Here is a 13,082-nt window from a genome sequence, read left to right on the forward strand (position 1 = left end):
CTCACTGCGCCGCCGCGCCGTTTCCGGTGGCCTTGACCCACACCCTGTCCGCGCTGTAGTCCGGGTTGTTGTTGACCACGACGACCTTCAGGCCGTCACCCGCGGCCGCCTGCGCCGGCGAGATCGCCGTTCCCGAGAGCAACGCCGCTGCGATGGCAACGGCCAGCGCCACCGCTGCACCGGCGCGGAAGCGCGCAGTCGACAGCAGGGAACGAAGGGTCGCCAAGGCCGCACGATTGAGATGCATGTCACGAAGAGTAGTTTCGTAGGCACTCAGTGAACATCCGTGAGTCACACGTAAAGGTGAGCCGAAACCGCCCGTACCCGGCTACCGGACACGGAACCCCGGGTACCCGGCGCGGAGCGCCGGGTGTCGGACGCGGAGCGCCGGGTGTCGGACGAGGGGACAGTGCGACGATGGGTAGGAGTCCGGACCGACCGGGTGGTCGGACTGATCGGAGCGCCATGGGTCTGCCTCGAACCGTCGGTGTAGTCATAGCGGTGGTCGCGGTGACGGCCTGCAGCAGTGCGGCCACCACCCTCGATCAGGCGGTCGTCGGCGGTCGACGCGAGTTGGGCCGGCGATCCGTACTACCCGGGTCCGGCAATCCCGGGTACGACGTCACGCACTACGACGTCTCCATCGACTACCGGGTGGATTCCGAGGTGATGCAGGGGCTGACGTCGGTGGCGGCCCGGGCCACGAAGCCCCTGGATCTGATCCCCCTCGACCTCGGGGCCACAGTTCGTCGCGTGTGGCTCGACGGCACTCCGGCCACCTTCGAGCAGAAGGGGAACAGGCTCGTCGTCTATCCCGACCGCGGCGGTGGCCACCGGCCAGGACTTCACCGTGCGGGTGTCCTACCGGGGTCAGGGCACCCGGATGGCCGGAGAAGGCGGCGGCTGGATCACCACCGACGACGGAGCTGTCACGGCAGGGGAACCGAAGGTCGCGACCGCATGGTTCCCGTCCAACGACCACCCGAGCGACAAGGCCTCCTACGACGTCACGGTCACGACCGACGAGGGGCTGGAGGTCGTGGGCAACGGGGACCTCATCTCACACCAGAACGGCTCGGGACTCGACCACGTGGCACTGGCGCGAGACATCCCCGATGGCCACCTACCTCGCGTTCGTGGCCATCGGCGACTTCACCTTGGAGCGGTCGGTGTCGGACGACGGGATCCCGTCACTGATCGCGCTCTCCGACGAGTTGGGCGCCGCCGAGTGGCGGGCGCTGGCTCGTGGCCTGCGCCTGACCCCGGACATCGTCGACTCCCTGGCCGACTATCTGGGCCCCTACCCATTCGCCAGCACTGGAGGCGTGGCCGTCGACATCCCCTTCTCGGCGCTCGAGACCCAGACCCGGCCCATCTACACCAGCCGGGTGTTCGGCAACATCCGTTCGGCGTGGAACCGGGAGCTGCTCGTCGTGCACGAGTTGGCGCATCAGTGGTTCGGGCGACAGTGTCACCGTGCGTACGTGGAAGGACATCTGGCTCAACGAGGGATTCGCCACCTGGTCCGAGTGGCTGTACGCGGAGCAGGAGGCGGGCATCGACGCGAACCGCGCCTTCACGCGTGTCTATCGCTGGCAGAAGCGGTACCCAAGACAGACGTGGACCTGGGACGTTCCGCCCGGAGATCCGGGTCGGCGCTACATCTTCGACTGGGCGGTGTATCAGCGCGGTGCTCTCGCTGTGCAGGCGCTGCGCAACATCGTCGGTGACGACACGTTCCAACAGATCGTGCGCACCTGGCTCAGCACTCGCGTTTATGGCAACGGCTCCGACCAGGAGTTCCTGGCCCACGCCGAACAGGTGTCGGGTCGGTCGTTGCAGAAGTGGTTCGACGTGTGGCTGATGGCTCCCCATCGCCCCGCCGAGACCAAGGAGAACGGCTTCCCGCCTCAACTCCTGGACTGAGCCACGATCCACTCCTGCCTGGCTGGCCACTTCTGCCGGGCCGGCCACTTCTGCCTGGCTGGCACTTGACGAAATCACGGCGGAAATCGCCGCAGGGTCGGTGCCGGGAGACGGCGCACTTGAGGTTCCGGCAGAGTCTGCGCGGGAGCGTTCCGGGGGAGTTCGTGGGTTCCCGGAGAGTCCCGGGCGAAGAGGTGGGAGAAAAAGTCCGAAGAAAAGTGTTGAGACGGGGATCCCCCAGCCTCTTACCCGTGTAACGGCCACCGCGGCCGGCTCGTGAACAGAAGGATCCCCGCCATGTCATCGTCATTGTCGTCCTCGAACAGAATCGCCGCCCTCGTCGCCTCGGCCGCCGGGTTGGGCATCATCGCCTCCGGTGCGTTCACCGGAGTGGCTGCCGCTGCCGGGCCGAACACCGGCCCCTCCGAGATCGCGACCCCCGCGGTCACGCCGCCTCCGGGCCCCGGCGCCATCGCCACTCCCGAGCCCACGACACCTCCGGCCGGCCCGGACACCATCGCCGCGCCGGAGCCCACGCAATCCCCCCGCCGGCCCCGGTGGCATCGCCAACCCTCAACCCCCGACCTCGCCGAACCCCGGTGCCGGCCCCGGTGTCGGCCCCGGTGAGATCGCTGCCCCCGAACCCAAGCCCACCAATCCCGGCGGGATCGCGGACAAGCCGCCTGTGTCGTCCGGTGCCATCCTTCGGGACTTCACGGCGAAGCCAGTCGAGGCCTTCAGCTTCACCTACAACTGGACGTCGAACCGCAAGACTTCGCTGTTCCAGGCATCGACCGCCAAGTTCACGAAGAAGGACGGCCTCTACAGCCTGCCGGCTTCCGCGGAAACCGTGAAGGTCACCGGTACCAAGATCGGCTCCGGCAAGGGCGGCGACCTGGCCGGTGGCGCGCCGAACTATCGGTTCACCCACACAGTGACCGGGACGCAGCCCTCGACGGTGTATTCGGTGCTGGTGTCGGTGCCCCTGAGCGACGCTTTCCTGCCAGTTCAGCGGGCGTGGACCACGACCACCAAAGCGCCCCCGGCGCTGCCCCCCGCTCAACTCAAGAGCCACCTCGTTTCGGTCAAGGTCACCCAGATCAAGGTGATCAAGGACGGAGACACGGGCCTGCGGGGCAAGGGCGAGGTCAGCTTCGGTGTGCGGTTGGCACCTGATGCGGACGCCACGATCCCCAGCAACTGGGGTGACTTCACCCACGGCCCCGACGGCTACTTCAAGGCCAAGAACGGGCAGACGCTGAACCTGACCAACGCGCTCACCCACGACATCGTCACCACCAAGAACAAGGCGCTGGTCGAGGTGCAGGGTCTGGAGAACGACGTCGACGTGTTCGAGGGCTTCTGCCCGCTGGGCGCCTGGGAGAACGTGACCGCCCGGGAGTTCTCCGACAACTGCTACGACGCCTCGGTGGCCCGAGCGCTGGTGAGCATCCCGGCCAAGAAGGGGTCCAGCAAGCAGACCGTCACCGCGACGGTTCCGGGATCCCCGGGCCTGTCGTTCGAGGCGCAGGTGGAGGTGACCACCTCAGCCGCCTGACCGCACAGCGGTACCCGCGAGGGTCGCGTTCTGGATCAGTTCCAGGGCGCGGCCCCTCTTGTCGTGGGTCGGCCAAGAGTCGACGAAGAACCTTGTCGTGGGTGGGCCGTGCCGCGTGAGTGAGTAGGGGTTGGGTCGGCGGTGGGTCGATCCCAAGCGAACGAAGACCACGGCAAGTACGGTCAAGGTCATGCGAGGCTGGTCGGGGTGGTTCGGAGCAACCGGGTTGGTTGCTGCTCTCCTGCTGTCGGGCTGCTCGTCGGGGGTAAACAACAACGAGCCGGCGGGCTCGACTTCCTCGCCGTCTGACTCGATCACGGTGACGGCGACCAATCCCTATTACCTGATGCAGGTGACGTACCAGGGAACCCAGGTTCAGTCCGGGACCAAGATCGCGGGCTGCACGATCGCCAGCTACTCGAAGTGTCCCGGCGCCGAGCTCTCCGGGCGGAGTCTGCAGGGAGCGTTCCTGTCGTATTCCGCGTTTCCCAAGGCGGACCTCTCCGGTGTGAACCTCAAGGTCGGCTCGATCGCCTTCGCTGACTTCACGGATGTGACCGGCCGAGAGTTGGACCTCGCAGGTACGTCCTTGGTGCGGACCGACCTGTCCGGCTCGAACCTGCGCGGAGCCAGAATGGTGCTCAACGACGCGGCCGAGGTGAACCTGACCAAGGCGGTCCTCGACGACGCGAATGTGGTGGACACGTCGTTCGTCAAGGCCAACCTGCGGGGGGCGTCACTGAAGGGGGCAGTAGTTCGCGGTGACGTGTTCTCCGGGGCGGACATCCGAGGTGTGGACTTCACCGGGGCTGACCTCAGCGAGTCTGATTTCGTGGGGGCCCGGGCGTCGGGTGCTACTTGGCGCGGCGCGACGTTCTGCAACACTTTGATGCCGGACGGTTCGGTCAAGGGTGAACAGGACGGTCCTTGCCCGGGGGCACCGGAGTTCGGCCCGTCCGGTTCCACGATCACCTTGACACCTTCGGAGCCGTTCTACCTGGGGGCGCAGTCACAATTGACCTCCTCACCGGCTCAGCCGTACGGTTCGACGCTGGCCGGGTGCGAACTCGTTCAGCAGGCCAAGTGCCCCGGTGTCGACTTCAGCGGTCAGGACCTCAGCGGTGTCCTGCTGGGGCAGGCGGACCTGAGCCGGGCGAACCTGGACGGCGCGGATGCGGAGAACGCGTCGCTGGTGCTGTCGAACCTGGCCGGTGCCACCGCGCAGCGGACCTCCTTCGTCAGTGGCGCGGTCACCGGGTCGGGCATGAGGGGTGCCCAGTTGTCGGACACTCAGTGGACATTCGCGTCGGCGGCCCTGGCTGACATGCGTGGGTCGGACCTGAGCGGGGCCGACTTCGGCTTCGGTGACCTCATCGGAGCCGACCTGACCGGGGCGAATCTGGCTGGGGTGGACCTGTCCGACTCGAACGCCATCGGCGTGAACCTCACCGACGCCAGCTTGCGTGGGGTCAATCTGGCCAACGCCGACCTTACCGGCGCCACCCTGACTGGCGCGGACCTCAGTGACGCCCAGTACTGCAACACCGTGATGCCCAACGGCTCGGTGAAGGCGCCGCAAGAGGGGCTGTGCCCGGGTCAGCAAGTGCCTACGGCGAAACCCTCGCCATAGCCCTGAACGAAAGCATCAGGGCTGGGGCCCCCTCCGTCGTGTGGTCGGTATTGCCGTGGGTCGGCCGTATGGGCGAAGCGCCTCGCGCACTTCCGTGAGCGCCCCTGACGGTGAGTCGCGATCAGGAATCGCCGGGGATGCCGCGGCGTGAGTCGCCGGAGTCGCGGACGGGGACGTCCTCGTCGAACGCCATCTGCCCGAGTCGCAGCAACTGGTTGTCGGTGATGTCGTCGATGTCCATCCGGATGTTGCCGACGATGCGCGCGGCCAGGTCGCGGTGGTGCTTCTCCAGGTAGGCCTCGAACAGGTGGCTGGCGTTGGCCTTGCCCTTGCCGTGACCGAGCAGCAGGATCTCGTCGGCGCCCTGGAGTGCTCCGGCGAGCGTCGCGAGGAACTGGTCGGTGTCGATCGCGTCGATGTCGTAGCGCCCGTCGGGGTTGCCGGCGCGGTGGTAGAGGTTGTGGTCGAGGTGCCAGGGATCCTTCGCCGTCACTGCCTCAGGGTTGCTGTGTCCGGGGGAGGCGACCGTGTAGATGCGGGCGTGGTGGAAGTCGATTGCGACGATCGCCCGCTGGCCGCGGACGTCGACACGGTCAGTGATGTCGGCGTTAGTTGTCATCCCTCAGACCTCCTTGCCGGGTGCCTGCGGCTCGAATCCCGCGTTGCGCAGCATCCGGCGCAGGTCGACGACCTGTTGGGTGTCGATGTCCTTGCCCCGCGGCCGCTCGAAGATCTCGGTCTCGGCGCCGACCGTCACCTTGAACTTGCCGTCGTGGCGCTGCTCGACCGACCCGACCGCCGCAAGCAGGGACTCGACCGACGTCCAGGTGATGTTGTGGCTCACGGGGTGCCCGAAGATCGAGGTCAGCGTGTCCTTGTGGTGGTTGTTGAGGTGGGCCGGCTCGGGCGCCACGGAATCATTGGCCATGGCCGAACGCTACCCCGCACCCCCGTGGCATCGCCTGGCGCAGGCCGCCCGCCGGGTCGAGTCTTCTTGCCCTGAGAGGCCGGTCAAAGCGCGCGACTGTCATCCTCACTGTCGACGTCCTTCGTCGGATGGGCCAACTGGTCGAGCAGGCGCACCGCTGTTCGAACCTGCTGATCGTCGAGAGCGGCGGTCCATTCCGCAACGGCCTGCCGGTCGCCTGCTTCGCGGTCCCGGAAGCGCTCGGCGACCGCAGGGGACAGGTAGAGCAGGCGCCGGCGCCGATCGTTGTCGTCGGGTTCGATGACCATCAACCCCTTGCGTTCGAGGGCGTCGACGATCTGTCGCGTGTTCTGGTGAGTCGTCCCCAAGAAGCGACTGACATCCGCGACCGAGGGTGGTTGATCGGCCGTCTCCACCGTGGTCAGGACGGCCGCCTGCTGGGTCGTGAGCGACACCTCCGCGAGGCGTCGGTCCATGCGCGAGCGCATCCGGATCCCCAGTACGACTAGGAGGCGGAAAAGGTCGACACGATCGTCGCCAGAACTCTGGTGCATATCCACAATATATTGTATGTTCTCGCTCAAGGAGGCAGCCATGATCGTGTTGATGCCCCATTGCGGATTCCTCTCCGAGACGTCCCGCATGATCGCCATCGCGCAGGCGTTGCGGTCGCGCGGCGAGGAGGTCGTCCTCGCGACTCACGGCGGGGCCTACACGGACCTGATCGCGGAGGCGGGCCTGACGTGGGTGCCGCTGTCGCCGACGAATGATGCCAAGCGCCAGGAGCAGTTCCTGGCCGGGTTGCTGTCGTGGGGCGGCGCGGACCTTCCTCTGTACGGTGGCGACGATCTGCAACAGTCGGTGGCGAGCGAAGTGGCCCTGTTGCGCGACACCGGCGCCCGGCTCGTCGTCACCGGCTTCACACTTTCGGCCTATCTGTCGGCACGGGTCGCCGGTCTCCCGCTTGCCACGTCGCATGGCGGCTCCTACGTGTGCCCGGTGCTGCGGGCTGGTCTCGCCCCGGTGCCGGTCGAACTCGCCCAAGCCCGAGTTGGCCAAACTGCCGGTCCCGGTGCAGCGGTGGCTGGCCAACCTGATCCCGCGTCTTTTGCGCAGGCAGGCGCGTGAGATCAACGCCGTCGCAGCGGAACTCGGCGTGGCACCGGTACGCGGGCTCCTGGGCCTGATGTCCGGGGACCTCACCCTGGTCCCCGACCTGCCGCAGGTCGTGGGCCTGCCGCCGACGCGACTTCGGGATCCCCGGCCGATCTTCGGCGGACGGCAACGTCGGTCCACGTATCGGTACACCGGCCCACTCTTCGCCACTCTCGATCGCCCGATCCCGGCACGTGTCCAGGCGTTCCTCGATGAGCACCAGGGAGTCGTGTACCTGTCACCGACGAGCGTCGACGAGAGTCTGCTGCGGCGCTTGGTGGAGTCCCTGAAGGCATGTGGGGCGCCACTGTTGATCAGTGCCACGGTCCACGACATCGCCGATCTCGAAGACGATCGCACGATGGTCGCGGATGTGCTGCCCAATCATCTTGTCCTGCCTCAGGTCCGGGCTGCATTGATCATGGGCGGGCAGGGCAGTGTTCAGTCGGCCCTGGCGGCCGGCGTTCCCTTCGTCGGTCTGCCGTATCACGGAGAGCAGGAACTCAATGTCGCCATCGCGGAACGTGTCGGTGCTGCGCTGCGGATCTCGCCGGCAGCAGCGGGAACCGTCGAGCTGACGAAGGCAGTCAGCCGTGTCCTCGACGAGCCTTCCTTCACCGAAGCTGCGCGACGTGTTCAGGCGCAGTATGCGGGCCTGGACGGAGCCGGAGCGGCCGCCGACGCGATTCGCGACTTCCTCCCCGAGCGCCAGCCGGGTACAGGCGGAACCGCTGGTGTTCAGCACTTCGAGCGGACATCGACCGTGACGCGACCGTAGGCTGCGCGAGCACCGAAGTTGAAGGCAGGACAGCATGGCGAAGCCAACCCCCGATGAGTCCCAGGACGCGCAGCGTCACGAGGAAGACATCGAGCACCACTCGTTCTCCAGGGAAGCGAAAGCTGAGGCAAACGCCGAGGCCGAAGGCGAGTAGCCCCCGGCTGAATCGACTTCTTCGGATGGGGTGATGTCCGGGCGCTGGCGGTCCATCTTCCTGACTCCGACGTGCTGTTGTCGGGCGTTGGGCACCTGGATCTGCTGCCGGACGGCGTGCTCACCCGTCGGTACCATCAACGCATGGATCTGAGTGTGGACAGCGACGCCCTCGCTTCGATTTGCCGACGCTACGGACTCACTGAGATCGCGGTCTTTGGCTCCGTTGCCCGAGGAACGGCCGAACCTGGCAGTGACATCGATGTGTTGTACTCCTTGGCTCCCGATTCACCCCTTGGCTGGGACATCGATTTCCTTGCCGACGAACTAGCCGGAATCTTCGGCCGGCCGGTAGACCTTGGTGGCACGTCGGGGACTCCATCCACGCCTGGCGCGCGTCGTGCTTTCAGAGGCTCAGGTGCTCTATGCGGCGTGATCTTCTGGTCCTCGACCAGATGATCACCGCTGATGCCCGCGCAACCGCCATCTGCAGGCAGAACAGCCTCGCTGACCTGGAAGAACGCCAAGACGCGTGTGAAGCCTTGCTATGGAACATGACGGTGCTGGGCGAAGCCGCCACCCAACTGAGTCCGGACTTGCGCGAGGCGCACTCAGAAATCCCTTGGCGGAATGCCATCGCGTTGCGTAATCGCATCGTGCACGGCTACTGGTCGGTCGATATCCAGATCATCCATACGGCTGCTATCCAGGATCTCCCCGAGTTTCAAGATCAACTCGTGTCCTTGCTGGCCGACCTTGAGACGCCATAGCTCTCGCAATTGACTGACGCAGAATCGAAGGATTCGCCGGTCGGCGGAGCTGTTCGCAGGCCCGCTCGGGCTGAACCAGGGGATCCGCGACGCGCGTGATGTCACGCAACAGGCCGATCATCTGGTCTAGTTGCACCCGCGCCAGAAGCAGGGTGGCTGTGTACTCCCAGTCGATCGGCGGTCGATCCCGGGAGATCCCCTCGCTTACGTCCATAGTGTTCTCGCTGTCGGGATCCTGGTCGTCGAGGGCTTCGCCGGCGAGCAGGAGGCCCGCCTGACCGATCGGGAACGCGCACACCAGTCTGCAGGTGCTGGTCTGCGACGTCATGTTCTGAGGATCGGCTGGACCTCCGACACAAAATCCGGGCTGAGCAGCGGGGCGACCGTTCGCCGGTTCTGTCGGACCCCCGGTGCACAGTGAGGTCAAGAGATCGACAGCGGCGGTCCAGGCGACTGGCTGCCCTTCACTCGCATCGACGGAGACTCCGCCGACAGCAATGACCGAACGGGGAGAGCCATGAACGAGCCCACCAACACCGACGCCATCAGCGCCGACACCGGCGGCAGCAAGCCGTTGCTGCTGCTCGACGTCGACGGCGTCATCAATGCGTTCCCCGACAGTCGCACCCGCGACTACACCCGCCGCGTGATCGACGGCTACCCGATCCACTTCCACCGCGAGGTGCCTCAGATGGTGTCCGCCCTTGAGCAGGCGTTCGAGATCGTGTGGTTCACGTTGTGGAACCATCGCGCCGCACTTGGGATCGGTCCTCACGTCGGGTTGAGCGACGCGGACCACCGCACCACGTCATGGGAGCGCGGGTGGGACGTCGCCTACGCGGCCGGCACCAGCGTCCGCGGGATCAACGCGATCATGTACGCCAAGACTCCGCTGCTGCCCGAGCTGGTCAGTACCGAGCGGCACTGGGTGTGGATCGATGATGCGCACAGCGGTTTCGATCGCGAGTACCTCGTTCACGCGGGCTTCGACCCGCGGCGCTTCCGCCTGGTGCGCACGAATCCCGAGACGGGCTTGGCCTGGACGGACGTCGACCGGGCGCTGGAGTTCGCGCGGGCAGTGGTCAGCGGCGCCGAACTGCCCATTGACGATTCAGTCGAGGACTCCTCGGCTGGTACGAGCACCTCGCCTGCCGTCGGCCCGGGCTCGACTCTGGGCCGGGCGACGGGCGCTACTCCCGACGACGGCCCGTCCTCCGCTGCGGAGGTGGAGTCGGATGATGTGGATCCCGACGACGTGGACCGCGTCGACCGCGTCGCAGTGGACCGCGATGATGTGGACCGCGAGTTCCTGGATCTCATGGCCAGGCTTGGTGACGACGGCTCCGACGTGTGCTCGTACTGCGGTGGCGAGATGCGTCCGGTCGTCTACGGCCTGCCATCACCCGAACTGTTCGAGGAAGCCGACAAAGGCGACGTGATCCTGGGGGGCTGCTGCATCCCCTCGTCGCCGGCCCAGACCCGCTGCATCGACTGCGGACACGAGGCCCCGCGCTACGTCCTCCGTGCGGACCTGTGGTGATGGTGATGGGGGTGGCCTTGCGGCGCCGCCGAGAGCGAACGCAATCACTTACGCATCTGGACGTCGCTGAGGGGGGGAGTCATGGGGCCAGATCGTCCACGCCATCCCAAGAAGGAATGGGAACGCCTACTTCGAGACGCTGAAGTGCGCGGGCATCGGGTGACCAAGAAGCGGGGCTACTTCCGCGTCTGGTGCCGATGCGGTGACAATGTGGAGTCCATCCCGTTGAGTCCGTCTGGTCGCCGTACTCTGCTGAACAAGACCAAGAGGCTGCAAGGGTGGTCCTGCTGGGAACCTGAGGAAGGGGCGACGCCATGAAGAACTACGAAGTCGAGCTCTGCGTCACGGGGCCCACGACTCAGGAAGCATTAGACGCCGCCTTCGATGCCCTCGAAGCGTTGGAGGTCATTGCTCCCGATGTGCATGCGTTGGACTATCGGGCCACTCTCAGTCGTCAGGAGGCAGTCATCACGATCACCGTGGCGGCGGAAACCGCGACTGCGGCCGAGGCCCGCGCGTTGGACCTTACGCGGGTCGCATTCAACTCGCCCGCGAACGATCACAGCAGCATCGATAGGCGTTCCGCCGTTCCCGCCTGACAGGATGGCTATCGACCCAGCCCTCGAGTTCACGGGTGACTGGGACCGCTTGAATCCGTCCCGGGCGCCGATCGTCGCGGGCACCGATCGCGGAATCCCGCGCCCCCGCCAGATACGGCGGGATAGCGGGAGCCGTTGGCGGGCTCAGGGGATTCTGCGCGCGAGGTCGACGGACCACCCTTGGATCCGCCCCGTCGAGACGGTCGCATTTGTGACGGGGAATGACGGCCCCTGTACTCTTTGTTACTGGGTTGCGCGTGCCAACGAAGGGCGTCGCGCCCAAGTCTGAAGAGGGTACGGGGGAATCATGCGTCGACTCATTCTTGGTGTGGCATCGGTCCTGGCGGTGAGCGTCGTCGCTGCGGCCCCCGGTCTGGCGACGACGCCGGCGAGCCCATCACCGGTGTCCGCGGCCGGTAAGTCCGCTGGGGCAGGTCCGGACATCGAGTTCGCGACCTGGAACTTCTGCAACCACACGTGCCCCAACTACGAGCGCCGGCTTGACGGGCTGGTGCGCACCATTCGCGTCACTCGGCCCGATGTCCTGGCCCTCCAGGAAGTGAAGGTTGGCGGCGAAGATCATCTGGTGGACGTCGAGGAACGGTTGGGCGTCCTGGGGTATGCCAACACGAACCCGTCGGCCGACGAGACCTGCTCGTCCGGATGCGAGTCACACATCTTCATCCGCACCGCCGCCTTCACCGTGCTGGGTTGGGACCAGGTCCCACAAGAAACCGAACGTTGCCGAGGGCTCCTCGACGAGTATGAATACCAGCGACTCAGGGACGAGTTGCAGCGACAGCGATGGGCCTTGGAGTCCCAACGGCCTGATTGGCGCGACGCCGATGCCTGGAATCGGTACCAGATGCAACTGCAGGACATCGATGCACAGATGAATGCCCTGGACGACGAGTGGGACCAATGCTGGCGCACCCGGGAGGACCTGGCTTCCTTCGCGAGTCCGTACTTCGGCTTCGTGGACATGGAGCAACTCCCACGACCTGCGCGCGGGAATCCCGCGGCCTTCGCGTTCGTGCGTCACCGGGCTAGCGGCGCGAAGATGCTCGCACTATCCATGCATCTGTTGACGCAGAACGGCACCGGCGCGAACGGTCCGGATGACCGCGCCCGCAACGCCGCTGTGCGCGGACTCGCTCAGTGGACCAAGAAGCGTGCCAACCAGGTGGGGCTGTCCGGCATCCCGACGATCATGATGGGTGACTTCAACTCCTACCTGCGCAAGCAGCCCCGCGGCCCGCAATGGGTTCTGCAACGGGAGGGATTCGTCCTCGCCGACAAAGCACGGGTCGGGCGCAACTACGCCACCGTCAACAAGACTCCCGTCGACGCGCGGTGGGACGGTTTCCCGCCCCGCCCTCGGATCTTCCCCGACCTCGGTCCGCAGATCGACACCATCATGACGAGAGGCGCCGGCCCCGCGAAACGGTTCGAGGTGTTCGTCAAGACACTGCCGAACGGGCGCTTCGACGAACGGTTCCGGGCCTCCGACCACAATCTCGTGCGGGCCACCATCCAGATCCCTCGCTGACCTCTGACCGCGCGGTTCGGCGAAGGGCGCGCCGAACGCTCCAGCCTGACCGGTGACGGTCGGACCACTCAACCTGGGGTGATAAGTTTGTCTTATGGACCTGATGGATGTCTTCCGAGACGCCAGACGCGCTGAAGACATCGCGCGGCTTCGCCGCGTGCTCGCGCTGCGCTCCCTGGTGGCAACCGGTGTGAGTCAGCGGCAAATCGCGGAGGCGGCAGGCATCAGCCAGCCGGCCGTGAGCCAACAACTGAAGTTCGCCCCCGACCTCGATGACATCCACCCCGAGGTCCTGATCGAAGCCGCGGCGCCGATCCTCAAAGCCCTCGGCGCGGATAGTGGTTACTCGAGGCTCGCCTTATTCGGCTCCGTGGCACGAGGCCAGGCTCACCAGGACTCCGACATCGATCTGCTCGTCGAAGCGCCCGAAGGTACGTCCTCCTTCGGGTTCATTCGATTCAAGCAACTCATCGAACAGATCCTCGGGGTTCAACGG

General features: G+C 66.1%; 16 protein-coding genes. 9 read left to right on the forward strand and 7 right to left on the reverse strand.

Annotated features, from left to right (window positions below; all coding sequences use genetic code 11):
• Window position 1 precedes the first annotated feature (1 nt).
• The gene (locus tag V9E98_07570) at window positions 2-247 is read right to left on the reverse strand and encodes a hypothetical protein (protein ID MEI2716840.1); all 246 of its coding nucleotides are present in this window, start codon (window positions 245-247) and stop codon (window positions 2-4) included.
• Between the two features lie 943 nt (window positions 248-1,190).
• The gene (locus tag V9E98_07575) at window positions 1,191-1,475 is read right to left on the reverse strand and encodes a hypothetical protein (GenBank protein ID MEI2716841.1); all 285 of its coding nucleotides are present in this window, start codon (window positions 1,473-1,475) and stop codon (window positions 1,191-1,193) included.
• A gap of 1 nt (window position 1,476) precedes the next feature.
• Between V9E98_07575 and V9E98_07580 the strand changes: the two genes are divergently transcribed.
• Window positions 1,477-1,926: a M1 family aminopeptidase gene (locus tag V9E98_07580; protein MEI2716842.1), complete on the forward strand. Its 450-nt coding sequence runs from the start codon at window positions 1,477-1,479 to the stop codon at window positions 1,924-1,926.
• Window positions 1,927-2,171: 245 nt separating this feature from the next.
• Here the strand turns inward: V9E98_07580 and V9E98_07585 are convergent, their stop codons facing one another.
• Entirely contained in the window at window positions 2,172-2,462 is a 291-nt protein-coding gene (locus V9E98_07585) for a hypothetical protein (protein MEI2716843.1), read from the reverse strand.
• Window positions 2,463-2,611: 149 nt separating this feature from the next.
• Between V9E98_07585 and V9E98_07590 the strand changes: the two genes are divergently transcribed.
• Window positions 2,612-3,484 carry a hypothetical protein gene (locus V9E98_07590; protein MEI2716844.1) on the forward strand — a complete coding sequence of 291 codons (873 nt, stop codon included), beginning with the start codon at window positions 2,612-2,614 and terminating at the stop codon, window positions 3,482-3,484.
• Here the strand turns inward: V9E98_07590 and V9E98_07595 are convergent.
• Window positions 3,473-3,802, reverse strand: coding sequence for a hypothetical protein (locus V9E98_07595; GenBank protein ID MEI2716845.1), 330 nt, complete (start codon window positions 3,800-3,802; stop codon window positions 3,473-3,475). The genes V9E98_07590 and V9E98_07595 overlap by 12 nt on opposite strands.
• Before the next feature lies 1 nt (window position 3,803).
• On the opposite strand from V9E98_07595, the gene V9E98_07600 reads away from it, so the two are divergent.
• A complete protein-coding gene (locus V9E98_07600; protein ID MEI2716846.1) occupies window positions 3,804-5,114 on the forward strand; it encodes a pentapeptide repeat-containing protein in 1,311 nt (436 codons plus the stop codon).
• A gap of 121 nt (window positions 5,115-5,235) precedes the next feature.
• Here the strand turns inward: V9E98_07600 and V9E98_07605 are convergent, their stop codons facing one another.
• The 3 genes from V9E98_07605 to V9E98_07615 all read right to left on the reverse strand — a co-directional run bounded on the left by V9E98_07605 (window position 5,236) and on the right by V9E98_07615 (window position 6,596).
• Window positions 5,236-5,733: a hypothetical protein gene (locus tag V9E98_07605; protein MEI2716847.1), complete on the reverse strand. Its 498-nt coding sequence runs from the start codon at window positions 5,731-5,733 to the stop codon at window positions 5,236-5,238.
• A gap of 3 nt (window positions 5,734-5,736) precedes the next feature.
• On the reverse strand, window positions 5,737-6,042 hold the full coding sequence (locus V9E98_07610; protein ID MEI2716848.1) for a hypothetical protein: 306 nt from the start codon (window positions 6,040-6,042) through the stop codon (window positions 5,737-5,739).
• Between the two features lie 83 nt (window positions 6,043-6,125).
• A complete protein-coding gene (locus V9E98_07615) occupies window positions 6,126-6,596 on the reverse strand; it encodes a MarR family transcriptional regulator (protein MEI2716849.1) in 471 nt (156 codons plus the stop codon).
• Between the two features lie 16 nt (window positions 6,597-6,612).
• On the opposite strand from V9E98_07615, the gene V9E98_07620 reads away from it, so the two are divergent.
• The 6 genes from V9E98_07620 to V9E98_07645 all read left to right on the forward strand — a co-directional run bounded on the left by V9E98_07620 (window position 6,613) and on the right by V9E98_07645 (window position 12,586).
• The gene (locus tag V9E98_07620) at window positions 6,613-7,170 is read left to right on the forward strand and encodes a hypothetical protein (GenBank protein MEI2716850.1); all 558 of its coding nucleotides are present in this window, start codon (window positions 6,613-6,615) and stop codon (window positions 7,168-7,170) included.
• Window positions 7,115-7,975: a nucleotide disphospho-sugar-binding domain-containing protein gene (locus V9E98_07625; GenBank protein ID MEI2716851.1), complete on the forward strand. Its 861-nt coding sequence runs from the start codon at window positions 7,115-7,117 to the stop codon at window positions 7,973-7,975. Before V9E98_07620 ends, V9E98_07625 begins: the two co-directional genes overlap by 56 nt.
• Before the next feature lie 578 nt (window positions 7,976-8,553).
• The gene (locus V9E98_07630) at window positions 8,554-8,898 is read left to right on the forward strand and encodes a HepT-like ribonuclease domain-containing protein (protein MEI2716852.1); all 345 of its coding nucleotides are present in this window, start codon (window positions 8,554-8,556) and stop codon (window positions 8,896-8,898) included.
• 517 nt (window positions 8,899-9,415) lie between these two features.
• On the forward strand, window positions 9,416-10,438 hold the full coding sequence (locus V9E98_07635) for an HAD domain-containing protein (GenBank protein MEI2716853.1): 1,023 nt from the start codon (window positions 9,416-9,418) through the stop codon (window positions 10,436-10,438).
• 314 nt (window positions 10,439-10,752) lie between these two features.
• Window positions 10,753-11,037: a hypothetical protein gene (locus tag V9E98_07640; GenBank protein ID MEI2716854.1), complete on the forward strand. Its 285-nt coding sequence runs from the start codon at window positions 10,753-10,755 to the stop codon at window positions 11,035-11,037.
• A gap of 307 nt (window positions 11,038-11,344) precedes the next feature.
• Entirely contained in the window at window positions 11,345-12,586 is a 1,242-nt protein-coding gene (locus tag V9E98_07645; protein MEI2716855.1) for an endonuclease/exonuclease/phosphatase family protein, read from the forward strand.
• Window positions 12,587-13,082: the final 496 nt, after the last annotated feature.

The sequence above is a fragment of the Candidatus Nanopelagicales bacterium genome (genome assembly GCA_037045355.1).
In the GTDB taxonomy this organism is placed as follows: domain Bacteria; phylum Actinomycetota; class Actinomycetes; order S36-B12.